Raw genomic sequence first — 23584 nt, 5'->3', positions numbered from 1 at the left:
AGAAGCACAGGAGTCGTTGGCATTTTTAGCCAGATTTTGTGCTTACTAACGATGAGGAAGGGGGAGGATCACATTAATTCTGGACTAGCCACAATCAAGCAATGCATTTTTGATTTGCTAGCTGCTTGACTGTGAATAAGATGATGTCAGCGCAAACTGTATTGATCATCAGCTCTGAAAACCAAAGGAATGATTTGTTTGCCCGTAAGCGGCGCCAGTGGCAGGCCATCATTACTCGATGGGTGATACCAGGCGATTTCCTCTATTTCAGCGGCGGGACTGATCTCGCTGGCAGACGTCTGCACAGAGAAGATTTCAGCAACAAGTTTGAAACCAGGTTCGTTCGCGGCAGTGTCTGTGAATTGACCGATGTAGCGGGTATCCGTCTCAGAAACCTTAATCTGCAACTCTTCATCAAGCTCGCGAATTAACGCGTTGACCGGCTGTTCAGCGGCTTCAATTTTTCCACCGGGCTGCATGAAATAACGCGTATCGCGTTTACGGACCAGAAGTACACGGTGCTGGGCATCCATAATGATTGCTGCTGCGATGTGTATCGTCTTATCTGCGTTCACTGCCATCCTCCTGTTCGATTATTGAGTCATCCTTTGCCTTGGCGGCACTTGGAGGCCCTCACTATAACCTAATTGAGAATGATTATTAATAAGTGAGATTATTGCACAGGTGGGATAGGTTGCTAGCAGGAGGGGAATAACCGGGCCTCAGCCCGGTTCTACACATATTATTTAGACATTCCATCTTTCGCCATGTCATCTTTTTTCATGCCATCCTTGGACATACCGTGATGTTTCTTCATCGGCTTTTTCATCCCGTCTTTGGTCATACCATCTTTACTCATGCTGTCATGAGACATAGCACTTGGATTTTGCATGCCATCTTTGGCCATGGAGTCTGCCGCGTAGGCGCCAGAGAAGGCCATCATCAGGGCACCAGTAAATACAGTCGCAACGATCTTTTTCATGATTCATTCCTTACATGGTTGAGGGGGTAACACTGTTCAGCTGCCGCCAAACCAGTTGTAGCCTTGGTCTTCCCAGTAGCCACCGGTAAAGCGGTCAGTAATTTCAATCGAAACAATATGCTTCGGGTTTTTGTAGCCGAGCTTGGTTGGGATACGCAGTTTCATGGGATAGCCGTATTCAGGGGGTAAAATACGTCCATCCCAGCTCAGCGCCAGCAGCGTTTGGGGGTGCAGCGCTGAAGCCATATCGATACTGGTGTAGTACTCATCCGCGCAGCGAAAACTGACGTATTTCGCCCGCGTGTCTGCGCCGATCAAGTGCAGGAAGTCGCTGAAGCGAACACCGCCCCAACGCCCAACCGCACTCCAGCCTTCAACGCAAATATGCCGGGTGATTTGCTCATGTTGCGCTAACTTATAAAGCTCAGGCAGGCGCCAGCTGCGGTTATCTCGCACCTTCCCTTTTATCTGTAGTTGGTAATTCTCTTCATGAATCGAGGGAATATCCTCTTCACCGTAGAACGCATTAAAGGGAAACGGCCTTGTGATATCCGCAAGGGTATATTCTGGTGCCATACGGTAACCGCTGAATAACCATCCCTGAATACGGTCATTAAAACGTGATATACGATTTAAGACGCTTTCGACATCGGGATTATCATCAATATCGCATCCACTCAGCATCGCAACGCCGCCTAGCGTCAGTCCCATACGCAGAAACTGGCGACGTGAATTGCCGGTGAGTTTTTTGGCTAGCAATGTTTGCGCGTCTTTAACCAAATCACTGGCATCACTGGCGGATAAATTTATTTTATTCTTTTCCATATTCAGCGGCCACGGATCATCAATTGCAGTGTTTTAGGAACCAGCAATACCATTGCCAGATGGACAAGAATAAAAAGGCACAGAAATGCCATCGCGGAAAAATGGATGAGTCTGGCATTGTCGTAACCACCGAGTAATTCTCTCAGTACCGCGAATTGCACCGATTTCCACAGCACCAGTCCCGATAGCACTAATAAAATGCCATCTATCATGACCAGTAAATAAGCGCATTTTTGCACCATGTTGTACTGCCCACGATCATCATGACCCAGTCGCCATTTGAGCGCGGAGGTAAACTCTGATGCGAGCTGTTTAACGCTCAGCGGCCAGAAGCGTTGGCGAAAGCGCCCGCTGATAATATTGACAATAAGATAGAGCAGTCCGTTTAATCCAAATAACCACATCACGGCAAAATGCCACTGCAGTGCGCCACCGAGCCATCCGCCAAGGGTATATTCCTTTGGGAATGAAAAAGCGAATAAGGGTGAGGCATTATAGATACGCCAACCGCTAAGAATCATCAGTATAACGGCCAACGCATTAACCCAGTGGTTTATCCGTAACCAGAGCGGATGAATATTTTTATTGCTTATTTTTTTCATTCTACGCCTCTTCACAAGGAAGTCTTTTCTGGAGTGCAGACAGTTTCACTTTTTATTTATTACGGAATCCTCACGGAGAGTTAAACAAAATGTGATAACTCTTTAAGGCGTGTATGTATATGATTAAGAGGTTGTTGACTGAGGCGGCAGACATGGCAAAGAAGATTTTGATTGTTGAAGATGATGGCAATATCGCAGAGCTGTTAAACATCCACCTACGGGATGAAGGCTTTGATATTACTCACGCTGCAGATGGCAATAAGGGCAGTGAACTGCTGGAAAGCCAGCGCTGGGATGCTTTGATTTTCGACATCATGCTACCGGGCGTTGACGGGCTTGAGTTGTGTCGCCGGGCCCGCAACATGCCGCACTATACGCCGATTATTATGATCAGCGCCCGCGCCAGCGAAGTGCACCGCGTGCTGGGGCTGGAGCTGGGCGCCGATGACTACCTCACTAAACCTTTTTCCATGCTGGAACTGGTTGCGCGCGTTAAGGCGTTATTCCGTCGTCAGGAAGCGATGAGTCAAAACCTGCGGCAGGACGCCGGTACGCTTCGCCTTGGCAACCTGAATATCGATCCGGTGGCACGTGAGGTTTCACTCAATGATGTTGCCATCGAGCTGACGCCGCGTGAGTTTGAGCTGCTGTTCCACTTTGCCCGTCATCCTGGCAAGGTGTTTTCTCGCCTGAGCTTACTGAATCTGGTTTGGGGTTATCAGCATGAGGGCTATGAACACACGGTCAATACGCACATCAATCGTCTGCGCCTGAAAATCGAAACCACGCCCGCAGAGCCGCGCTGGATATTAACCGTCTGGGGACAGGGCTATAAATTTGTCGTGCCAGAAGAGGGGAGCGATGCGTGATGAGAAAGCTATCCCTGACGCAGCGTCTGACGCTGGTGTTCGCTCTGATGCTGGTGATCAGCAGCTCACTGATCTTGTTCATCCAGGACAGGAATCGCACGCAATACAGCGATGCGATGATCCAGAACCTTTCCCGTGACCTGGCCTCATCGATTGCGAAAAGCGGGACCCTGATGAACGCCCAAGGCACTGCCGTTCCGGCCATAAAAACGGTGTTTGGCCAGATGATGTCCTACAACCCCAGCGTTGAAGTGTACTTACTGGATACCCAAGGACACATCCTGGCTAACGATGCACCCGCCGGGCATATGCATCACCAGAAGGTAGATATTCAACCGGTACGGGCATTGTTGGCTGGCGCGCCTTTGCCGATATACGGGAAGGATCCGCGTTCTGCTTCTGCTCTGAAGGTGTTCAGTGCCGCACCCATCCTCGATGGTGATCGGACGGTTGGCTACCTCTATGTGATTCTCCAAGGGGAAAACTATCAGCAGTTGCAGCAAGGAGTACTGACCTCGGTTCTGCGCAGTTCCATGTTCTGGTCGGTCATCGTGATTCTTGCGTGCGGACTGCTGGCAGGGGCATGTGCGTTTTACTGGGTGACGCGGCCGGTCAGAAAACTGACGCAACAGGTCACGGCCCACGATGCTGATCGACAGCCAATTATCGAACAACTGGCGGCGCTACCTGTCTCGAAGCAGCAGGATGAAGTGGCGCAGCTTAAAAATGCCTTTATTGAGATGGCCAGACGTATCGCGGCACAGGTGCAAGCGCTTGAGCTGAAAGATCAGCAGCGACGTGAATTTGTTGCCAACATTTCTCATGACCTGCGTACGCCATTGATGTCGATACAAGGGTATCTCGAAACGCTGTCCGTCAAGGCGACGAGTCTCAGTGAGGCAGAACGTAGCCGCTATTTGCAGATTGCTCTGACACAAAGTGAGAAGGTGGGGATGCTGGCTCAGCAACTTTTTGAGCTGGCGCGTCTGGAGCATGGCGTGGTGACGCCGCAGCGTGAGCGCTTTTCACTCTCTGATTTAGTACAGGATGTGATGCAAAAATTTGGGCTGGCGATTGAAAAGTCACAATTGGATTTTCATTTCGACATAGAGCCAGGGATTCCGCTTGTGGATGCCGATATGTCGATGATCGAGCGCGTGCTCACTAACCTGGTGGACAATGCTATTCGCCATACTCCCTCTGGCGGGGTGATTAAGCTGCGCATCTGGAGCCAGGAACAAAAAGTGATGCTGGAACTGGAAGACAGCGGCCCCGGTATCTCTCCTGCCGTCAGTGAAACCCTGTTTGAGCGTCCTTCCATCACTGACCCTACACGCCGCGACAACGGAGGATTGGGCCTGGTGATTGTCAGACGTATGTTGCAACTTCACCAAGGAGATATTTCATTGATAGAGGCGCCAGGCGCTTGTTTCAGAATATTTGTTCCCTTGTAAAATCGGCCAGATGAAAGTGTGTCTTACAATTTCCCTATGAGCGGTAAGAAATTACCGGCTTATGTAACTTGTTTATTATTTTATATTTGGCGTCATTTTTATCTCTGAGGAAGTGTTGTTCACATTCGTGAATATGTCATTTCATCTAAATAGAGTTTGTGTAATGAAATTATCCTCGATTTTAACAGGCGTTATTGTTTCGCCTGTCGCTATCCCTGCAAACTTTTTTGCAATTCCGTTACGGTTGATTGTCGGTTTTGGTTTCTTACAGCATGGCTTCGCGAAGTTATTACGTGGAGGGGATGCCTTTGTGGGAATATTAGTTGCCATGCATCTTCCTTTTCCTGAATTACTGGGATGGGCGACCGTGGTCATGGAAATCCTTTGCGGTGCATTGATATTGATTGGCGCGTTTGTTCCTTTGGCTGCCATCCCAGCCATTATTATATTGCTGGTGGCTATTTTCACAGCGCATCTACCCTATGGTTTCTCTTCAATTAAACTGCTTTCCTATGACGCAATGGGGGCGCATTTCGGTCAGCCAGGTTATGAAACCGATCTGCTTTATATCGCCAGTATTCTTGCACTAGTCATTGGCGGGGCTGGTCCTTTCTCAGTCGATGCGATACTGCGTAGGCGGTTATCACATCGCGGTAAATGATTTTAATTAGGCTGTGGGGGCCGGTGGCCCCCAACGATTCAGCGATGCACCGATGGGTGGCAGGCAAATCCATTCCATAACTCGAGATCGCTCAATCTGGCTCACCCCCAGCGGCCCTGTTTCCGGCATGAACTGCAAGATGCTAAATACGATTGCCAATGCAAAAACACACAATTAATTTTAATAAATCATTAATTGTTTCTTTAGTAGAAACAGAATCATGAGCGAATTTTACTTCAATAAACGTAGGTTGAAGGGCAGCCATCCCATCTATTTTTGATACAGATCAAAATTATCCCCGCACTTTTTGCACAAACTGCGCGCGAAAACTATTTTCGAGGCGCGAAATAAATGTTCATTTTAACCCCACTCAGTGGCATCGCGTTGCTGACCATTGTCCCGATGATTGTCGGTTTGATCGCCGCTGAGCTTGCCGCGCCAGACGACTATCCCCTGCATCTATGGATAGCGTCACATCCCCTTCCGTTTGCAATTTCTGCAGCTTGCACACTGTTTCTCGGTGTCTTGTGCTGCGTGCTTCAGTACCTCACCGACAAGATTTGAATTTAGCGTGAACGTAGGACGTGCGAGGTGTTTATGACAGAGATACAGGCTGACGTTTTGACGACCAGCATCCGAGCCGAGCATCTTCAGCAAGGGCATACCCTGATGCTGGGGAAAATTCGCGTCACGGTTGACGCCATTATGTGGGACGACAGAACGCGAACTATTCGGCTTTTCGCTGAGGGCCGGACGTTTCGACTCTTTTATGACACGACTGTCGATATTTACACGTTATCGCCAGGCTTCGATAACGTGGTTTTTTGAGGAGGCATCACCAAGTGAACATCAATAAAGCGATAAATCTTTCACTGATTGCGCTGACGGCGGTGTTGTTATTTGCCGCTTCGAATGCGTTCGCCATCAGCCTTTCCACTATTGGATGATAGGGCAACATTGCCTTATCCTCCTGTGGGCCAGAAGTGATCATCAGGTAGCGAGCGTGCACCAAAAATGGCTTGGCCCACGCGCACCACATTGGCACCTTCTTCAATGGCGATTTCAAAGTCCCCCGACATGCCCATAGACAGATGCAGATTGCCATAAACTTCAGCAAGCTGGTCGCGCAAGTTCCGTAACCGGATAAAGCAGGCTCGGACGCGATCGGCGTCGGAACTGAACTCCGCAAGCGTCATCAGTCCTTTAACGCGCAGGTTTGGAAACGGGCTCAGCTGTGCCATGAAGTCAGCGACATTTTCCGGTGCCAGACCATATTTGCTGGGTTCAGCGGAGGTGTTGACCTGAACGAAAACGTCCAGCGTACGGTTTTCAAGCTCTAAACGCCGGTTCAGTATCTCTGCCGTGTTCAGCGAATCCAGAGCCTGAAATTCACTGGCAAATCTTGCCACCAGCTTGGCTTTATTCGACTGAAGATGACCAATGACAGACCATTTCAGGTCGGTCAGATCTGACATCGCCTGAGATTTTCCCCAGGCTTCCTGCACTTTATTTTCGCCCAGTATTTTGCATCCTGCCTGATGGGCTAGCCTGATGTGCTGTTCGTCCATTGTTTTACTGACTGGAAGAAGGCGAACGTCCGAAGTGCTGCGACCTGCTCGCAGGCAGGCGGCATCAATACGGGACTGAACGGCAGCCAGGTTGTCGATGAAATCCTGCACGCACTCCGCACGGGGCCAGCGATTGTGCATCTCATGGCGAGGCTGCGTATCAATTATTGAAGAGGGTTCGGTGCTTTTTTCGATGTTTTTCATAGCGTATAGACAAGGGCTCTGCACTCCATTAACATTGTCCTAGGCTAAACTTTTATTTGAACCAGATCAATGAAGATAAATGGAAAAACAGCGGGTGATATTTTTGACCAGATCCGCGCAATGATTCAGGCAGGAGAACTGGCTCCTGGCACTCTCCTGCCTACACTACGTGAGCTGGCAAGTGAACTGGGTATCAACCGTAATACCGTTGCTTTGGCTTATAAGCGCCTGACGGACGCAGGGTTTGTCATATCGAGAGGTAGAAACGGCACGATTGTACGCGAACCCATCGCGGCCATTGATATCGAAGGTAGCGCGCCGGACCTGGTACTGCGCGATCTTGCCAGCGGCAATCCATCGGCTTCGGTTCTCCCCCCCGTCAGTCAGCTGGCTACGTATATTGAGAATACCCCGGGTCTGTATGGTGAGACTTTGATTCGCCCGAAGCTTGAAACATTAGGCCTTGAATGGCTCCAGCCCGATCTGATCACCCCTTTCGATTTAAACCTGACTAACGGCGCTGTTGATGCCGTCGAAAGGGTGCTTGCCAGCTACCTGATTGCAGGCGATCGCGTGGCTGTCGAAGATCCCTGTTTTCTCAGCAGCATCAGTACACTACGGCACAGCCGCCTTGAGGCTGCACCCGTGGCAATCGATGCGGAAGGCATGCAGATAGAGGCGCTGTCACGCCAACTTTCTGCTGGCGTACAGGCAGTGATCATCACGCCTCGCGCCCACAATCCAACCGGATTTGGTCTTAGTGCGGGCAGGGCTGAAGGTATACGTACCTTACTGGCAAGTTATCCCCAGGTGTTGGTGATCGTGGATGACCACTTTTCGCTGCTCTCATCACAGGAATATCACCACGTTGTGCCGGCAAATACCCGTAACTGGGTGCTCATCCGTTCGATGTCCAAGTTTCTTGGGCCTGATTTACGTATGGCCTTTGTGGCCAGCGATGCGGAAACCTCACAGCGTCTGCGCCAGCGCCTGAATGCCGGAACCAACTGGGTAAGCCATATTCTGCAAGATATGGCAGCGGGTTACATGAGTTCGCCTGGCTTTAAACCATCAATGCTGGCCGCACGTGAGCGTTATATCGGCCAACGGCAGCGGCTTGTCAGTGCATTGCAACAACATGGTGTCACGGTTTCAGGCCATCACGATGGCTTGAACGTATGGGTTTCGCTGGCACAAAACAGCGCGACAACGGTTATGCAAATGGCGCACAGGGGCTGGTTGATTCGGTCTGGAGAGGGCTTCATCCTGGATAATGCTTGCTCTGGGGTAAGGATCACCGTTTCTGACCTTGATGAACCGGAAACTGAATTAATTGCAAAATCTCTGGCCGGTATTCTGGCACAGCAGCGTCAGATTCAAGCCATCAATAGGGCTTGAACATCACTAATGGAGTTCTCTGTAATGCACGTACATTTCATCGTACATGAAGATTTTGAAGCACCGGGTGCTTATGAAACATGGGCCAGAAATCAGGGTCATGATGTCACTTATTCTCGCGTCTACGCAGGCGATACGTTACCCGTTGACGCGGAAGGTATCGATTTCCTGATCGTCATGGGCGGTCCGCAGGACCCCGCCACTACACGTGAAGAATGTCCGCACTTCGATGCGAAAGCTGAGCAGGCACTGATTGCTTCTGCGGTGAAAACCGATAAAGCTGTCATCGGAATTTGCCTCGGTTCACAGCTCATCGGTGAAGCACTCGGCGCGCCGTTCGCTCACAGCCCTGAAAAAGAGATTGGTAAATTCCCGATCACACTGACGGAAGAAGGCAGCAAGGATGAGATGTTTTCTCATTTTGCCAAGACGCTGGAAGTGGGGCATTGGCACAATGACATGCCGGGTCTAACCCCGGATGCAAAAATCATCGCTTACAGTGAGGGATGTCCGCGCCAGATCATTGCGTACTCAGATCGCGTGTTCGGTTTCCAATGCCATATGGAACTGACGCTGGATGTTGTTGACCTGCTGATCGCGCATTCCGAAAAGGACCTGAGCCGCGCCGCAGAATACCGCTTTGTTAACACACCAGAAGAACTTCGCGCACACGATTACCGCGAAATGAATCAGGTACTGTTTGGGTTCCTGGATAAGTTGCAAGCTCGCTACCAATCCGCTTAAACACAGTTGAATGCCCGGAAATCTTTGGCTCTGGGCATTTCCCTCAAAGCCGTCAGCCCGACGGCGTTAACCGGTGAGCCAGTGAATTTCTGCGAATCGACACAATCCCAGTATCTCTCTGTCCGGACACAAATCTCCCCGTCAAACTAACCTGCTTCAATTAGCCATTATACTGAGTCATGAACGGCTCATGGGCGAGGCGACAAAGGATGAAGCAAAACAGGCATGAGAGGCGGAAAAGCGCTGTCGATCTGAAAATGTGGCAAAGTCGTAGAGATATGGTGAGCCATGCAATGAGCATCAGTATTAACTGGTTCATTTTTGTGAACATCAGTTTTGCCCTGATGATTTACTGGCGCAATGTGCTTTTTAACGATTTCGACCGTTCACTTCATGTCACCCTTGGCTTCACTGCGATCATAGACAGGACCATGGTCGGGATTATCATTGGCTCACTTTTACTGATGTTGCTGATACGTAAACTGTCTGCTGGCTTTATGCCACTTAGCTTGGCGGTGCTCAGTCTCGTCAGCCTGATGTGGAGCTTTAGCTGTTATCACTTTATCGTCTGGTGGTCACTGCCCTTTGCCTGGCCACTGAGCGTTATCCTGATGCTGACTGCGCTCTCTGCGCTTTATTATCATCCTCCCTCTCTGTTGGCGTTTCTCATTCCTTTATGGATCACCGCGCTGATTGCCAGCATTCAACTCAATCAGGGACTGAATATTCGGTTCTTTGTTATCTGGCTTATTCTGACGGCGATTCTGATCTACGGCCGCCAGATTTTGCTGCGCTGGTTCAACGAAGCTTGGTTTCGTTATCAGCAAAATCAGACGCTGGTTGCGCATCTGGAGGTTATTGCTCATCAGGATCCCCTGACGGGCACGGCGAATCGACGCGCAATGGAAAGTTATCTTGAGAAAGCGTCGCTTCATGAGCAGCCTTATGCGCTCATCATGCTCGATGTCGACTATTTCAAACGCTACAACGATCACTACGGCCATCAGGCAGGCGATAGGTGTTTATCGACCGTCGCTGAGATGATCAAAGCATCTGTACGAACACCAGAGGACTTGGTGGCAAGGTATGGTGGAGAGGAGTTTGTGGTTGTACTCCCTACTGCAGCCATCGATGAAGCCACCCAAGTGGCCGATCGTATTCGCAGCAATATTGCAAAATCATCGCTGCCGCACGTGGCCTCTGAAGTCAGTCAACGGGTTACCGTTAGTATGGGGATCGCGCAGACTGATGGCAGTCAAAAGCCTGATGACATCATTGCTCGTGCTGATGACGCTCTTTACCAGGCAAAGCAGCAGGGGCGTAATCGCTGGGTGATTTATCAACTCAGTGATTGATTCACTCTGCGGAAAATGATGGCGGCCTACATTGCGCCGGATCGAACACCGTTTTCCAGTCCTGCTTCATATCGACAACGACCCAACCATTTTTGGCTGCCAGCGTAAGTCCTCTGACAAGTTTTCCGCTGGCGGTAGGATGCGCGTCATAGGCGTATTCTCGTGCGCTGTCAGTGTGATGTACCAGGAGTCCCAATGCTTTGTACGTTGGGTTGGCTGAGGTGTACTGGATCATTGGTACGTCACCATCGCTGTTGCCGAATGCTGCAACCGGCTGCCGACCCATGAACAAATGGATGGCAACCGGTTTCATCGCCTCATCATCGTAAAAGGCACCGTTCAGGGTTTTACGTAACTGTGTACCGTTATTCGTTAACGAAAATTCGCTCAATGAGAAAGAGCCAATCACCTGTTCTGGCGGGATGCCATACATTTTTTCAGCTAGCACGCGCATGAAGTCAATGCCGCCGCCGGAGACAATCCAGGTTTTAAAGCCATTATCCCGCAGATAATCCAGCAACTGTCGCATTGGCTGATACCCCAACTGATCATAGCGGCAGCCGAAACGCGCATGCCGATGCGTATCTACCCAATCAGCGACGCGTTGGTTGAACTCATCGGTAGTCATGCCGCTATGCGTCAATGCCATAAGCTGCATTAAGCCTTTCTTTCCTGACTGTCCAACCGTTTTCATATCGTTGCTAATGACGGCCTGAATCAACGCATCGTTTTTCCATTCTGGGTGCTGTGGCGCGAGACGTTGAATTTCGTCCATCACAAATTGCAGCTGAAAAGTCAGCGGTGCTTCTGGCCACAGGGTGCCATCGTTATCGAACACCACATAACGCTGGTTCTCGGGGATAAAGTTGTGACTTCCAGACTGCGTTGCGCCCGAGACCCAGGTTTCAATCGCCTGTTTGGCTGTGCCGTCATTCCAGGCGCTGAGTGCAGGTTCAGCCGCTGCTGCGTAATGGATGCCGGTCGTCAGCAGCAAGCCAGCTATAAGGGTGTTTTTCATCATCTCTTCCTTTTTTCTGGAGTCAGTTCGGGCAGTGACACGCTCTGCCAGAATGTTTGGGTGCGTTTTACCACTCGCCTTAGCCCTAAAGCGATGGCGCGGCGAAATATCACTGACAGGCCAATCAGCACCAGCAACAGTGCAAGGGATGCCAGCGTGCGTATCCAGTCAACGGGCTTTCTCGCCTGCAGTGCTTTTTCACTCCCTCCTACTCGGGCTGCTGCAATGGTGTAATGCGCGCCGGGCAGCTCGGTGAGTTGCCATTGCTGCTGGCGCGTGTCCCACCAGCGTAACTTCAGCGGTGGGATAGACAGTTCACCCGCCACAGTGGGTAAATACCGCAGACGCTCCTGTCGCTGCACGCCGGTGATTTCGCCACGGCCTTGCGTCAGGTTGCTGCTGACAGGGTCCAAACGCTGTGTCCCTGAACCGGGAATGGCATAAAGCAATTGAGGGATTTGCGCGGCAATGACATCGGTGGCGCGCAAAGTGACCTCGCGCTCGATCACATCGCCCACGTGCAGCTCGCTATCCTCAACGGCACGGTAGAGTTGCCATTTTTGAGACAGGTCGAGACGGCTTGCAGGTAAAAACCTGTCCGGTTGATGTGTTTCGGCAGGCCAGGCAACGTTTTTTTCCAGGGCGGGAAGCGTGATCGTTTTGGGGGGCTGATTGGCGGACCGCATGACCAGATCAATCTGAGGCAGACGCAAGATTCCCTGATCCCATGCCATCACCTGGCGTTCCATACGTATGCCGCTCCAGAGTGCGCCCCCCTCGTTGCGGGTGACCAATTGATTAGGAAGCGGTGTTGTGAGCACATTGCCATTTTCAATTGTCATTTCTGGCCATTGAGGCGGCGGATTAAACCAGCTATCGGTCCAGAACGTGACGGCAAGCGTAACCGGTTGGCCCGGTACAAGTTGCGCGGGTACACCCAGTTCTCGGGTCATGTTCATCTCGGCCATCGCAGGTAAGCATGAAAAAAGTACTATCGACATCAGCCACTTTCTCATTGCGCCTCCGCCGGAGAAGAACGATAGAGATTTTCCAGCAGGCCGCTGGGCGAGAGTGAAGCATTGTCATACCATTGCTGTGCCGGCGCCGGTGTACCCGCCATCGGTTTAAGTTGCTGCTCTTTAGCCCCTTCATCGCGCTTCAGGTCATTTTTAATCTCGTCAGCATCGTAATTCGCTTCTTCACTCTGGCTGGCCTGACGATCGTGCTGCTTCTGCCTTAGTTGCATGAGGATGTGTGCGATCTTCTCGCGGTTTTGTTGCGCTAATGTCCAGTCGGGTCGCAGGCTCAGCGCCTGGTCATAACTGTTCAGCGACTGCTGCCAGTTTTTCTGCTGCGCGTAGCTGTTGCCTGTCCATAACAGGGTTTCAGGGGTGGCAGGAGCCAAGCGAAAAGCCCCCAGTGCCGCAGCATAATCACCAGCGTAATAGAGGGCGATGCCACGCCTCAGGGGATCGTCAAAGTGCTGAGCGGCCGCCTGATAGTCACCACGTTCAAAGGCCCTCTGTCCCTGAACATCCGGCCGCACCCAGGCATCCAGCAGGGCGGCATGGCTGGTGGGAGACAAGGCCATTAACGGTACAAACAGGAACAGCACACAAATCAGTTGCTGGCGCCAGAAAAGGAGCAGCAACAGCATCGGGATGACCAGCAGATAGCCACTGTTCTTCCACTGTAAATCCTGACGATGGTTCTGCTGCGCCGTTATGCTTTGTTGAATGTTGTCACGGATGGAGGCCAAGTCTGTATCGTCCGATGAAACTAGCGTTACCGGTATCCCGGCATCACGGATTTGTTCAAATCGAGTGACGTTCAAACGGGTGTCTGTCCCCTGAGATGCCTGCGCTTCAGGAAGCGCTCCCCCAGCGGCCGTCCCCGGCACCCACATCTGTAATGGGACGGTTTGCTGTTGCAGCCATTGTGCGTCCTGTTCATCAACGTTATCCGTCACCAGGATGATTGAGCGAGGTGCATCCGGTGAAGAGGGGAGGTTTTTCAGCGCCAGAGCCACAGCCTGACGCAGACCTGACCCGTCATCTTGCGGCAATTGCGTGGGCTGCTGTGCCATCAAAAACAGCTGGTAAAATGCCGGATCGCTGGTGAGGGGGATGGTCAGCCAGGCATTGGCACGGTAAACCACCAGCCCGAAATGGCTGCCGGGCATTTGTGACATCAACATCGACAGTTTCAGCTGCATTCGCTGGTGGCGGCTGGGCGGGACATCCTGCGCCAGCATGCTCAGATCCTGCTGTAAAATCACCATCACATTGTTATCAGGTGTAAAAGCGGCAGGTAATTCGCGTTGCCAACTGGGGCCCGCGAGCCCTAGCACACCGACGGCGACTAGCCAGGGCAGCAGCTGTTTTGCTCGCGGCTGTTGGCCCTTAATCAGCGCTGCTGCAAAAGGTTTTTCCATAATGTCATGCCACGCACTGCGCGTTCGCCGGGCCAGAAAGAAAACCAGTGGACAGATCAGTAACCCCAGCAGTCGCCAGGGGTAAAGGAAATGGAAATCGCTCAAGTGCGCCCCCTTAACAGGGTGTTGCCGATGGCATAGAGCAGTAACAAAGCCAGCGCAGCAGTAAGCGGCCAGTGAAATAACGGACGATGCCAGGAGAAGCCCAGCGTTTTCACCTGTTGCGGTGTCTGAGCATCAATTTGCTGCCAGACTTGCGACAGTGCATCGCCCTGGGTGGCGGCATGCCAAGCATTACCCCCTGAGGTAGCGGCGATCTTCTCAAGTAATGCAGTATCGACCTTGTCTTCACCACTGCTGCTAGTGTCGCCAAATGCAATGGTGTCCACCATGACGTGATGTGCTGCAGCCAGCTGAGCTGCCAGCGTAGGGGGAAGTTGTGAGGCGGTGTCATTGCCGTCTGTCAGCAGAATGGCCATTTTGGCGGCGTCCGCGTCCAGGCTTTGATCAAGCAGTTTGACGGCAACGCCCAGCGCATCACCGACCGCGGTTTGCTGCCCCGCCATAGCTGGCGCAAGCTGAGCAATGCGCGACAGCAGCGCCTGTTTATCTTCGCTGATGGGGGCAAACGGCCAGGCCTGGCTGGCGAAAATAACCAGACCAATGCGATCGTTTTTACGCTGTTCGATAAAGGTGCGTACTGTTTGCTGTACGGCCTGAAGGCGCGTCTGACCATTCTGCGCATCATTCTTCTCCATGGACCCGGAGACGTCGAGGATCAGCACGATATTGCGCATCGGTTTGATTAACGTTTTTGGCGGCATCAGATATTCGGGGCGGGCAAGGGCGATAATCAGTAAAATCCAGACAGCCCAGAACAGCAGACTTGCCCAGCCGCTCGATCTGGGGGCGGGTGCACTCAGTTGCAGTGACTCCGCCAGCTCAGGCAGGAAAGGCACGCGCACCTGTTCAGTGACGGGCTGCTTAACCGGCAGCACAAAGCGGGCCAGCAGAGGGAGCAACACCAGCACGCCCGCCCAAGGCCAGGCAAAATCTACCCTTGAGAGAAATTCAGACATGAGGAAGACTCTCCAGCCACTGGCGTAGTTGTGTGGCAACCTGTGCATTGGTCCGGGTATCCAGCTGGTTATCAGGCTGGCAGTAACGCCGACACATCTGCACTTGCAGTTCAGCGTCAAGCGAGGTCTGTGCAAGGAGCTGTTCTGGCGTATGCCACTGGCTTACGGTTTCGCGTGAATGTTGAACCAGTAACACCCGCTTAATCATCACCATCCAGTCATCAACGCTTTGCTGTGGCAGCAACTTCTGTGCTTCGCGGCGCCAGCGATTACGCCGATAGCGTGCCGAAAACACCAAAACTGTGCCCAACAGGAGCATCGATAAAATGACCCCCAGTACTTCCCAGCCAACAGGCAGAGGAAACCATGAGGGATCACTCGGCAGCGCCGGATGCCCCAGTTCTGGCGTACTAAAACCTTTTGCCAGCATGGGTATCCTCCTGCTGAAGCTGAGGCAAAACAGCCTCGCCCGTGATCACCGTTTTGACCGTGACCCCCACGCGCTGCAAACGACGCTGCTGCTGGGACAGGCGTTCGGTAACGGATTGCTGAATATTTTGGCTGAGAGAGGCCGAGAGACTGAGGGTGCTGCTAACGTTTTGGTAATACGCGGCAAGCTGGCCGCGCCGTGGCAGACGCTGATGTAGATCGTCCAGTGTGACATAAGCGGTAATATCACAACGGCGACGTAGATGTGCCAGCAGGGCTTCGCCGCTCGCGTCCAGATCATGAAAATCACTGATGATTGCCAGCCAGCTTCCGGATGGCAGCAGCCTGATAATGCGTTGAAGTGCCCCTGCTAATGAAAGTGTAGAAACCTGGTTTTCTGCATGGCGCGCGGGCAACTGCCCATTCAGACGCTCAACGTCGGTGAGTATTGGCATCAGATTTCGCTTAGGCGCACGGCACGGATGGAGTACCAACTCATCATCACCCATCACGGCACACCCCAACCGATCACCGTCATGCCAGCTTCGCCATGCGAGCAGTCCGGTAATCTTCGCTGCCGCCACGGACTTTGTTTGCAGACGAGTGCCAAAATACATATCCAGACGCTGATCCAGCAGTATAAACACCGGACGCTCTCGTTCTTCATTGTACAGTCGTATCCATGGCGATCGCAGGCGCGCAGTGGTTTTCCAGTCAATCAAACGGACATCGTCCCCCGGCTGATAGCGTCGCAGACTGTCAAAATTTAGTCCGCGCCCCTGCTGGCGTGATACGCGTTCTCCTGCCATCGCGCCGGGCGGAATTTGGCTGGGAGGGTTGTCCAGCCGCTTAGCCTCTGCGGCCAATGCGAGTAGCACAGCCATATCGATGGTGAGAGGGTGAGCCATTACGCCACCACCGCATCTAGCAGCATTTTCACAACCTGATCGGGGGTGCAGTTATCAGCATCCGCCTGATAGCTGAGCAGCAGTCGGTGGCGCAACACCGCGGGCGCGATGCGCTGAATGTCCTCTGGAAGGACGGCATCGCGTCCTTCAAGCCAGGCAAGGGCACGCCCGCAGCGATCCAGTGCCAAAGTACCACGCGGGCTGATACCCAGACTGATATAGCCTGAAAACGCATCGCTGACTTGTGCAGGATGGCGCGTCATTTCAACCAGATTGACAATGTACTGCTCCACGGTGGGGGCGACGTACACCGCTGAAATAGCCTGCCAGCAGTCAGCCACATCCTGCTGGCTAATGAGCAGCGGCGCAGCTTCAGGTGAACGGGGTTCACTCGGTGTTGCCTGATATTTTTCCTGCTGCTCCGCACGCACTAACTGCATGACCCGCTGCTCATTTTCCTTCGTCGGGTAGCCCACAATCACCTTCATCAGGAAACGGTCGAGCTGCGCCTCGGGCAAAGGCCAGGTGCCCTCCTGGTCGACCGGGTTCTGCGTGGCCAGCACCATAAAAATGCCCGGAAGCGGCCAGGTTCTACCCGCAACCGTCACGTGGCGTTCTTCCATTGCTTCCAGCAGAGCCGATTGTACGCGCGCAGAGGCACGGTTGATTTCATCGGCAAGGATGATGTTGCCAAACACCGGGCCGGGCCGGAAACGGAATTGATCTTCCTCTCGCGTCGCGTTCTGCTGATAAATTTCACTGCCGGTGATGTCGGAAGGCAGCAGGTCAGGCGTGAACTGAATGCGACGAAACTCGCCTTCTATGTGACGAGCCAGCTCGCGCACGGCGCGGGTTTTTGCCAGACCCGGCAGGCCCTCCAGCAACACGTGCCCATCGCACAGCAACGCTACAATCAGCATCCGCACCAGTTCCTGCTGCCCAATCACCTGCTTGTTCATGCTGGCTTCAAGTTCCAGCAGCTTCTCACGAATCGTCATCATGCAGGCTCCACCGTCTGGCGGTTTAATAGCGTGGCGATGCCCACCAGGATTGGCTGCGCATAATCGAAAAAGGCGGTAATACCGGGACAGAGATAGTTCATCCCCAGTTCGCCTTCCTGGCTGCGAACAATGCGGTTTTTCGGGCACTCACCGTAACAAAGCTTCAAGTAAGGGCAGGTTTTACAGGCGGCAGGCAGCGTTTCACGTTTGCCGAGGCCGAAGGCTTTCTGACGCTCGGAGAAGGCCATATGCGCCAGTTTGGTGCTTTCAACGTTGCCGAGGCGATATTCTGGGTAGACGTAATGGTCGCAGGAGAAGACGTCGCCATTTTTCTCGATGGCCAGGCCTTTACCGCAAAATTCAGAGGTCACACAGATCTGTGCTGGCATGCCCATCGTCTGGGCGACGGCGGTTTCAAAAAGATTGACCTGCACACGGCCGAGATCGTTATTGACCCACTCCTCAAAGATGGCAATCAGAAATCGACCCCAGTCATCGGGGTCCACAGACCAGTCGGTGACAATAGAATCCAGATCGCCGGGTCGGGCACGGCGCGAACCCATTACTGGAATGGTGTCGTCTTGCCAGAATTGCGGTGCGGTTTGTTTAAAATCGACGGGTTCGACACAGGGATTGAACTGGATATAGGTGGCTCCAAGTTCACGAGTCAGAAAGCGATAAACCTCCAGTGGAAAGCGTGCATTGGTACGGTTGACGGTGACCAGTGCGTTGAACGGCACCTGATGACGCTTCAACGCCGCGACACCTTCCATCACTTTTTCAAACGTCGGCTTGCCGGTACGGGTAACGCGGTAACGATCGTGCAGTTCAGCCGGACCATCGATAGATATGCCGACGAGGAAATTGTGCTGACGCAGAAAACGCGCCCAGTTGTCATTGATCAGAATGCCATTAGTCTGGAGGTCGTTTTCAATGCGCTGACCGGGCTTCTGATATTTCTTCTGCAGTGCCACAATCTTTTCAAAGTAAGCCAGCCCCATCAGCGTGGGTTCACCTCCTTGCCAGGAGAACACCACCTGCTCGCCGTCCTGGCTGTCGATGTATTGCCGAATAAAGGTTTCCAGCACGTCATCGCTCATGCCACTGTGTCTGTCCTGTTCCAGAAGTTGCTCTTTGTGCAGATAAAAGCAGTAATTACAGTCGATATTACAGCGTGACCCAGTTGGTTTAGCCATGACGTGAAAGCGGCGAGTATAAGCGGGGCCTTTGCCACTGTATTTTTCCGCGGTAGGCAGCGGTTTGACGGGCAGTGTTGTGCTGTACTTCATGAACGCCTCCTGAAAGCCGGGTGAAAAGATCACCCGGCTGGGTTGTCAGAGCATCAGTTAGTGGCCGGACTGCCTTCGGTAAAATACTTCTGAACATCAGAAACGGTGAATGAGCCTGGTTTCTGACGCGGCGGGAACTCCTTGAAGCTTTCCAGCATTTCTGCTGCATATTTCTGAGCACCACCTAGCAGGAACAGACGGTCGTAGAACCAGTGGTTGTAGTCCATACCCGTATCGCCCTTTTCAAGTGGGTCGATTTCCAGGTTGAAAATCAGCGGAATACGCATTTTGACAAACGGGTATTTCCACAAGTCGAGACCGGTATGCTCCTGAATCATGAAGTGCGCTTTCCAGCGACCATAGCGCATCGCCAACAGGTCACCATCGTCACTCCAATAGAAGAACTCTTTCCGCGGATCTTCCTGTGTTTTACCTGTCAGGTAATCAAGCTGGTTATAGCCATCAAGATGCACCTTGTAGGTCATTGCAGACGTTTTATATCCTTTTAACAATTGCTCCTTGATGTCCGGTACGCCCGCAGCTGCAACCAGTGTTGGGAACCAGTCATTACTGCCGAAGATATCGTTGATCATGGTTCCCGGTTTGATATGTCCGGGCCATTTGACCATGGCAGGTACGCGGAATCCGCCTTCCCAGCCGGTGTTTTTCTCGCCGCGGAACGGGGTCATACCGGAATCCGGCCAAGTGGCAATCATCGGCCCGTTATCGGTGGTGTAGAGCACAATGGTGTTGTCCTCGATGCCAAGATCTTTAATTTTCTTCAACACCTCGCCAATCATCTTGTCGTGCTCAACCATGCCATCTGCATAATCACCCAGCCCCGTCACACCTTTATCCGAAGGTTTGATGTGGGTTTTATTGTGCATACGCGTGGTGTTGAACCAGGTGAAGAACGGCTTATTGGCTTTAACCTGTCGCTCCATAAAGTCATTGTTCGCTGCCAGCGTTTCTTCATCGACCGTCTCCATACGTTTGGAGGTGAGCGGGCCGGTATCCTCTATCTTCCCGTCAGCGGTGGATTTGATCACGCCGCGTGGGCCGAATTGTTTTTTGAATGCCGGATCTTTTGGATAATCCGGATTCTCAGGCTCTTCTTCCGCGTTCAGGTGATAGAGATTGCCCATGAACTCATCAAAGCCATGTGCGGTTGGCAGGAACTCATCGCGGTCACCGAGGTGGTTTTTACCAAACTGACCTGTGGCATAGCCAAGCTGTTTAAGAATGCTGGCGATGGTGGGGTCTTCTTTCTGCAGGCCCTGCGGTGCGCCGGGCATGCCCACTTTACTCATCCCGGTACGGAACGGCATCTGACCGGTGATGAAAGACGAACGTCCGGCTGTCGAGCTTTGTTCGGCGTAGTAGGAGGTAAACTTTGCCCCTTCCGCCGCAATACTGTCGATATTGGGCGTTTTATAGCCCATCGTTCCCTGATTGTAAGTACTGAGGTTCCAGTAGCCGATGTCATCGCCAAAAATCACGACGATATTGGGTTTCTGCGTGTTCTGCTCTGGCGCCGTCGTGGCGTTGCTTGCCGGGGCTGCATAGACGCTGGTCGCGCAGCAGGCAACGGACAACATTGAGGCGAGCAGCGATTTGCAAAAAGGCACTTTTGACATTTCTGTGCTCCAGATAAGTGGACTCTCTTGGGAAAGGCAAACGGACGCCCGTCCAGTCAGCTCTGACAAAACTCTGTGTGGTGTGACACCTCCTTTTTTTAGTGGGATCAAAACGTTCGGCTGTAATTCACGCCAAAGAAATAAAGTGCTGGATTGTCGTATTCCCCGTTGATGAGGGGAGAGGCAACCCGTGAGGATTCGATATGGGCATATTCAAATGCGGCACCAATGCTGCTGTCAGGATCGAGCTGATAGCGGGCGCCTATCCCCCAGCGCCAGGTATCGCCAGAGGGCATGGTGAGTGAGGTGTCCTGCTGATTACGGTAAAAACTGCTGTCGAAAGCCACGCCGGTATTGAGCGTCCAGTCTGCGGTGAGCCTGAACTGTGTGCCGAGCGCAAGGTGCCAGGTATCACGCAAACGCCCGTTATCGCCGACTCGACTTCCTGCCGCGGTGATTTCACTGTTGCTGTAATCGCTCCAGTCCTGCCAGCCTGCATCACCCATTACCGCCCAGCGCGCATCCAGCTGGTGAAACAAACTGAACATCAATTGCTGAGGCGTATTGACGGTTGCTGCGATGGGCAGTGTCCAGGAGGGGGAGTTGTTGAGCTGGTCCAGACGGACCGTGGTGTTAACATTGAAATGATAATTCGTGCGGCTGGTATAAGTCAGACCGGCGCGGGTTTGCGGCGTGAATTGCCAGAGTGCACCTATTTTTCCGTTTAACGCCCAGTCGTGATCAGTCTGTTCATCACCCCCGCCGCGCTTCAACTTGAGGAGGCCATAGTTAATCCCGACACCCGCGCCGAGTGACAGCGTGTCTGTTGCCTGCCAGGCCAGTGCGGGCATCAGGGTGACGGCTAACAGCGTGCTGTCTTTGATGAGGTTTTCACCCGCCCAGTTGCCGAAATGTAAGCCCAGACCGTAGTTACCGTAAAATCCGATCCCGGCGCTGAGCACGGGGGAAAGACGCTGGGTATAAAACGCGCTCCCTCCCGGAAACCAACTAATCACATTGCCAGGGCTGTTGCCAGAAAGTCGAGCGTCATCATCGAGACGGTAAGAAGCATCGCCGTAGAGCACCTGTGCGCCTATTGTCAGCATGCTGTCGGGCAGCATCGTCATGCCTGCCGGGTTAGTAAACAGGGTAGATGCGTCCTGTGCCCGTGCCGCTTGGCCCGCGCCTGCGAGTCCAATATCATCAGTGCCTATTTCGTAAAGGTATAAACCGCTGGCAAGAGCCGGCGTAATATTGAGCGAACAAATCAGACAGATAACTTTGCGCATGAGACTCCTGCTTAAACACGTTTAAGTTCAATGGGTCACACATTCAAATTTCCCGACAGATCTTCAAAAATGGATGGTGCTATTTGAAAACTGCGGTGACGCTGATTATCGCTGGTGAAGTGGTTGTAAAAGGATTTCAGATTGTTGAACGTAAAGAACGGCGAAAGCTGTTAATGACTAGATTGTTTTAGTTACACTTTTTAATTCAAAATAGTTTAAGCCAGCATTTTGACAAGGTTCGCTTATCAAAAAATATTTGCCTTAAGTCGAAATCTAGAGGTTGATCAAATAACGGATCTAAAATCGCGAATGGACCTAATTAGAATGTATCATAATGAATTATATGTTTTTTTATTTTTTATTGTTATGCATGTTGTTTTTAGAGGTTAATGAATACCCTTGAAAATCAAAGCATAATGAAAACGTCATGATTTCTAATTTTTTAGGATTTTAGCCACTCAAGTCTCGATTTAAGTTGACAGTTGAAGAGTCCATATTGATTTTTTATACGTAAGACATTCTTGCGCTTAGTTACTATCCATTGCTAACTCAACTGAGTAATTAGAGAAGGCTATTTTCGGTGTGATTTGAAAATCTAATCTTCAATGTTTATATTTTTATCGTGGCATATTAAATATTGGGCTGGGATAGTGATTGATGATTTTTTCTTTATTGGGATAGGTGTGGTTTATTATAAATATAATTATCCTGATCGATGAATTTACGACTGGAATGGGACTTATCCTGTTATATTTAAAACAGTGGGTTCAGCATTTTGGAGATTGATTTGCAGCTTGAAACTAAACGTTTATGTCTTCGCCTTCCTGCATCATCCGATGCCAATGAACTTTTAAGTATATATGGCGACCCTGCTACGAACCTTGTCAATCCGGCAGGCCCTTATCCGGATATTCAATGTGCAGGAAAGGCCCTCGAACGCTGGATTGACCATTGGGATAATTATGGCGTTGGCAACTGGGTAATATCTCCTATCGTGCAACCTGAAATAATTATTGGTTTTGGGGGGCTGACCTTCTCCCGCTATGCCGATATATCGATCAATAATCTTGGACACCGATTTGCGACAGAAGCATGGGGTAAAAGTTTCACAACTGAGTTAGCGGAATACGCGTGGAATATGCATTTGGTGTATTAAAACTGGCGGAAATTGCTGCTGTAGTGAGGTCAAACCATGGACTTGAGAGCTGAATAATTTGGCTTGATTGAGGTGAATATCAACATTGAGCGGAAGTTGAAGGGGAATCGTGCGTAGAGCGGAAGGTGACTAACAACCTGACAGATGCCTCTCAGACCGCAACCGAACAGCGTTTGATCTTTGCCGCGGCCAGTGAACTTCTTCCGGGTGATGAAGAGATAAAAAGCAAGGTGGATCATAAATTCAACTCAATCATCAATCAGTTGGAAAGTATATTATGCAAGGGCCAGACGCAGCAGTGCTTCCGGCGCGATGAAAGCCCGCGAGTCATGGCCCTGAGCATTTTTATGATGCTGGAAGGAATGCGAGTTTACGGGAAAATAAAGCCTGATATTGACGATCTCAAGAAGTGTAACGAATTCATTGTCAGATCGGTGCTTTTAAACAGAAATGTTGATGGGGATGCGCTTTCAAAAAAGGCATCAACATGACTGAAGTCGGCACAATTGTTAGGCGTCGAAAGAGATGGAGAACCATGGTTGTGCTCGAATGTGAAGATGGCATGGCCTTGTGCGGTTGGGTCGATAAAGGAAAGTTTTTTAAAAGACGCTTTCCACTCTCTCAGCTAAAGATATGTATGCCTTACTCAAACTTTTGGCCGCTGACGTGAAGTGTCGTGATA

At 51.6% G+C, this 23584-nt stretch carries 24 protein-coding genes; 9 read left to right on the top strand and 15 right to left on the bottom strand.

Annotated elements, in window-relative coordinates; translation table 11 throughout:
• Positions 1-146: 146 nt before the first annotated feature.
• The 4 genes from HA51_RS03665 to HA51_RS03650 form a co-directional block, all read right to left on the bottom strand.
• Entirely contained in the window at positions 147-575 is a 429-nt protein-coding gene (locus HA51_RS03665; protein ID WP_281253406.1) for an NUDIX hydrolase, read from the bottom strand.
• Between the two features lie 167 nt (positions 576-742).
• Positions 743-982 carry a pentapeptide MXKDX repeat protein gene (locus HA51_RS03660; protein ID WP_084931953.1) on the bottom strand — a complete coding sequence of 80 codons (240 nt, stop codon included), beginning with the start codon at positions 980-982 and terminating at the stop codon, positions 743-745.
• A 36-nt stretch (positions 983-1018) separates the two neighbouring features.
• On the bottom strand, positions 1019-1807 hold the full coding sequence (locus HA51_RS03655; protein WP_084931951.1) for a molybdopterin-dependent oxidoreductase: 789 nt from the start codon (positions 1805-1807) through the stop codon (positions 1019-1021).
• A gap of 2 nt (positions 1808-1809) precedes the next feature.
• Positions 1810-2409 carry a cytochrome b/b6 domain-containing protein gene (locus HA51_RS03650; protein WP_084931949.1) on the bottom strand — a complete coding sequence of 200 codons (600 nt, stop codon included), beginning with the start codon at positions 2407-2409 and terminating at the stop codon, positions 1810-1812.
• A gap of 152 nt (positions 2410-2561) precedes the next feature.
• On the opposite strand from HA51_RS03650, the gene HA51_RS03645 reads away from it, so the two are divergent.
• The 4 genes from HA51_RS03645 (at position 2562) to HA51_RS03630 (ending at position 5957) form a co-directional block, all read left to right on the top strand.
• On the top strand, positions 2562-3278 hold the full coding sequence (locus tag HA51_RS03645) for a response regulator transcription factor (protein WP_084931947.1): 717 nt from the start codon (positions 2562-2564) through the stop codon (positions 3276-3278).
• Positions 3278-4732: a sensor histidine kinase gene (locus HA51_RS03640; protein ID WP_084931945.1), complete on the top strand. Its 1455-nt coding sequence runs from the start codon at positions 3278-3280 to the stop codon at positions 4730-4732. The genes HA51_RS03645 and HA51_RS03640 overlap by 1 nt, the downstream gene beginning before the upstream one ends.
• A gap of 163 nt (positions 4733-4895) precedes the next feature.
• Entirely contained in the window at positions 4896-5393 is a 498-nt protein-coding gene (locus HA51_RS03635) for a DoxX family protein (protein WP_084931943.1), read from the top strand.
• A gap of 351 nt (positions 5394-5744) precedes the next feature.
• Entirely contained in the window at positions 5745-5957 is a 213-nt protein-coding gene (locus HA51_RS03630) for a hypothetical protein (RefSeq protein ID WP_084931941.1), read from the top strand.
• Positions 5958-6355: 398 nt separating this feature from the next.
• Here the strand turns inward: HA51_RS03630 and HA51_RS03620 are convergent, their stop codons facing one another.
• Positions 6356-7165: a YggS family pyridoxal phosphate-dependent enzyme gene (locus HA51_RS03620; RefSeq protein ID WP_084931937.1), complete on the bottom strand. Its 810-nt coding sequence runs from the start codon at positions 7163-7165 to the stop codon at positions 6356-6358.
• A gap of 69 nt (positions 7166-7234) precedes the next feature.
• Here HA51_RS03620 and ptsJ point away from each other — a divergent pair, with 69 nt between their 5' ends.
• From ptsJ to HA51_RS03605, 3 genes are all read left to right on the top strand, one after another.
• On the top strand, positions 7235-8563 hold the full coding sequence (ptsJ, locus tag HA51_RS03615; RefSeq protein ID WP_084931935.1) for a MocR-like B6 salvage transcription factor PtsJ: 1329 nt from the start codon (positions 7235-7237) through the stop codon (positions 8561-8563).
• 24 nt (positions 8564-8587) lie between these two features.
• Positions 8588-9307: a type 1 glutamine amidotransferase gene (locus tag HA51_RS03610; RefSeq protein ID WP_084931933.1), complete on the top strand. Its 720-nt coding sequence runs from the start codon at positions 8588-8590 to the stop codon at positions 9305-9307.
• 209 nt (positions 9308-9516) lie between these two features.
• On the top strand, positions 9517-10662 hold the full coding sequence (locus HA51_RS03605) for a GGDEF domain-containing protein (protein WP_084931931.1): 1146 nt from the start codon (positions 9517-9519) through the stop codon (positions 10660-10662).
• Between the two features lies 1 nt (position 10663).
• Here the strand turns inward: HA51_RS03605 and HA51_RS03600 are convergent, their stop codons facing one another.
• From HA51_RS03600 to HA51_RS03555, 10 genes are all read right to left on the bottom strand, one after another.
• Positions 10664-11680, bottom strand: coding sequence for an HAD family hydrolase (locus HA51_RS03600; RefSeq protein ID WP_084931929.1), 1017 nt, complete (start codon positions 11678-11680; stop codon positions 10664-10666).
• The gene (locus HA51_RS03595) at positions 11680-12696 is read right to left on the bottom strand and encodes a BatD family protein (RefSeq protein WP_084931927.1); all 1017 of its coding nucleotides are present in this window, start codon (positions 12694-12696) and stop codon (positions 11680-11682) included. The genes HA51_RS03600 and HA51_RS03595 overlap by 1 nt, the downstream gene beginning before the upstream one ends.
• On the bottom strand, positions 12693-14219 hold the full coding sequence (locus HA51_RS03590; protein WP_084931925.1) for a VWA domain-containing protein: 1527 nt from the start codon (positions 14217-14219) through the stop codon (positions 12693-12695). The genes HA51_RS03595 and HA51_RS03590 overlap by 4 nt, the downstream gene beginning before the upstream one ends.
• Positions 14216-15193 carry a VWA domain-containing protein gene (locus tag HA51_RS03585; RefSeq protein ID WP_084931923.1) on the bottom strand — a complete coding sequence of 326 codons (978 nt, stop codon included), beginning with the start codon at positions 15191-15193 and terminating at the stop codon, positions 14216-14218. The genes HA51_RS03590 and HA51_RS03585 overlap by 4 nt, the downstream gene beginning before the upstream one ends.
• Positions 15186-15623 carry a DUF4381 family protein gene (locus HA51_RS03580; protein WP_084931921.1) on the bottom strand — a complete coding sequence of 146 codons (438 nt, stop codon included), beginning with the start codon at positions 15621-15623 and terminating at the stop codon, positions 15186-15188. The genes HA51_RS03585 and HA51_RS03580 overlap by 8 nt, the downstream gene beginning before the upstream one ends.
• Complete coding sequence (locus HA51_RS03575; protein ID WP_084931919.1) at positions 15604-16530, bottom strand: DUF58 domain-containing protein; 927 nt, start codon at positions 16528-16530, stop codon at positions 15604-15606. The genes HA51_RS03580 and HA51_RS03575 overlap by 20 nt, the downstream gene beginning before the upstream one ends.
• Positions 16530-17528, bottom strand: coding sequence for an AAA family ATPase (locus tag HA51_RS03570; protein WP_084932102.1), 999 nt, complete (start codon positions 17526-17528; stop codon positions 16530-16532). Before HA51_RS03570 ends, HA51_RS03575 begins: the two co-directional genes overlap by 1 nt.
• Entirely contained in the window at positions 17528-18820 is a 1293-nt protein-coding gene (locus tag HA51_RS03565; protein ID WP_084931917.1) for an anaerobic sulfatase maturase, read from the bottom strand. The genes HA51_RS03570 and HA51_RS03565 overlap by 1 nt, the downstream gene beginning before the upstream one ends.
• A 53-nt stretch (positions 18821-18873) precedes the next feature.
• Positions 18874-20457, bottom strand: a complete 1584-nt coding sequence (locus tag HA51_RS03560; RefSeq protein WP_084931914.1) for an arylsulfatase — start codon at positions 20455-20457, stop codon at positions 18874-18876.
• 107 nt (positions 20458-20564) lie between these two features.
• A complete protein-coding gene (locus HA51_RS03555; RefSeq protein WP_084931912.1) occupies positions 20565-21746 on the bottom strand; it encodes an OmpP1/FadL family transporter in 1182 nt (393 codons plus the stop codon).
• 787 nt (positions 21747-22533) lie between these two features.
• Between HA51_RS03555 and HA51_RS03550 the strand changes: the two genes are divergently transcribed.
• The gene (locus HA51_RS03550; protein WP_158087350.1) at positions 22534-22902 is read left to right on the top strand and encodes a GNAT family N-acetyltransferase; all 369 of its coding nucleotides are present in this window, start codon (positions 22534-22536) and stop codon (positions 22900-22902) included.
• 125 nt (positions 22903-23027) lie between these two features.
• Positions 23028-23393 carry a hypothetical protein gene (locus HA51_RS03545; RefSeq protein WP_342744869.1) on the top strand — a complete coding sequence of 122 codons (366 nt, stop codon included), beginning with the start codon at positions 23028-23030 and terminating at the stop codon, positions 23391-23393.
• The last annotated feature ends 191 nt before the right edge of the window (positions 23394-23584 follow it).

The organism is Pantoea rwandensis (genome assembly GCF_002095475.1).
GTDB lineage: Bacteria > Pseudomonadota > Gammaproteobacteria > Enterobacterales > Enterobacteriaceae > Pantoea > Pantoea rwandensis.
The sequence above is the reverse complement of the archived record's forward strand: the minus strand, read 5'-3'. Positions and strand labels throughout refer to the sequence as shown.

Bases quoted from the DNA above. Each gene is read 5' to 3' on its own strand.
- HA51_RS03620 (WP_084931937.1), bottom strand. From the start codon at position 7,165: ATGAAAAACATCGAAAAAAGCACCGAACCCTCTTCAATAATTGATACG.
- HA51_RS03585 (WP_084931923.1), bottom strand. From the start codon at position 15,193: ATGTCTGAATTTCTCTCAAGGGTAGATTTTGCCTGGCCTTGGGCGGGC.
- HA51_RS03655 (WP_084931951.1), bottom strand. From the start codon at position 1,807: ATGGAAAAGAATAAAATAAATTTATCCGCCAGTGATGCCAGTGATTTG.
- ptsJ (WP_084931935.1), top strand. From the start codon at position 7,235: ATGAAGATAAATGGAAAAACAGCGGGTGATATTTTTGACCAGATCCGC.
- HA51_RS03580 (WP_084931921.1), bottom strand. From the start codon at position 15,623: ATGCTGGCAAAAGGTTTTAGTACGCCAGAACTGGGGCATCCGGCGCTG.
- HA51_RS03555 (WP_084931912.1), bottom strand. From the start codon at position 21,746: ATGCGCAAAGTTATCTGTCTGATTTGTTCGCTCAATATTACGCCGGCT.
- HA51_RS03610 (WP_084931933.1), top strand. From the start codon at position 8,588: ATGCACGTACATTTCATCGTACATGAAGATTTTGAAGCACCGGGTGCT.
- HA51_RS03605 (WP_084931931.1), top strand. From the start codon at position 9,517: ATGAAGCAAAACAGGCATGAGAGGCGGAAAAGCGCTGTCGATCTGAAA.
- HA51_RS03640 (WP_084931945.1), top strand. From the start codon at position 3,278: ATGAGAAAGCTATCCCTGACGCAGCGTCTGACGCTGGTGTTCGCTCTG.
- HA51_RS03570 (WP_084932102.1), bottom strand. From the start codon at position 17,528: ATGACGATTCGTGAGAAGCTGCTGGAACTTGAAGCCAGCATGAACAAG.
- HA51_RS03650 (WP_084931949.1), bottom strand. From the start codon at position 2,409: ATGAAAAAAATAAGCAATAAAAATATTCATCCGCTCTGGTTACGGATA.
- HA51_RS03635 (WP_084931943.1), top strand. From the start codon at position 4,896: ATGAAATTATCCTCGATTTTAACAGGCGTTATTGTTTCGCCTGTCGCT.
- HA51_RS03560 (WP_084931914.1), bottom strand. From the start codon at position 20,457: ATGTCAAAAGTGCCTTTTTGCAAATCGCTGCTCGCCTCAATGTTGTCC.
- HA51_RS03565 (WP_084931917.1), bottom strand. From the start codon at position 18,820: ATGAAGTACAGCACAACACTGCCCGTCAAACCGCTGCCTACCGCGGAA.
- HA51_RS03575 (WP_084931919.1), bottom strand. From the start codon at position 16,530: ATGGCTCACCCTCTCACCATCGATATGGCTGTGCTACTCGCATTGGCC.
- HA51_RS03645 (WP_084931947.1), top strand. From the start codon at position 2,562: ATGGCAAAGAAGATTTTGATTGTTGAAGATGATGGCAATATCGCAGAG.
- HA51_RS03630 (WP_084931941.1), top strand. From the start codon at position 5,745: ATGTTCATTTTAACCCCACTCAGTGGCATCGCGTTGCTGACCATTGTC.
- HA51_RS03595 (WP_084931927.1), bottom strand. From the start codon at position 12,696: ATGAGAAAGTGGCTGATGTCGATAGTACTTTTTTCATGCTTACCTGCG.
- HA51_RS03660 (WP_084931953.1), bottom strand. From the start codon at position 982: ATGAAAAAGATCGTTGCGACTGTATTTACTGGTGCCCTGATGATGGCC.
- HA51_RS03600 (WP_084931929.1), bottom strand. From the start codon at position 11,680: ATGAAAAACACCCTTATAGCTGGCTTGCTGCTGACGACCGGCATCCAT.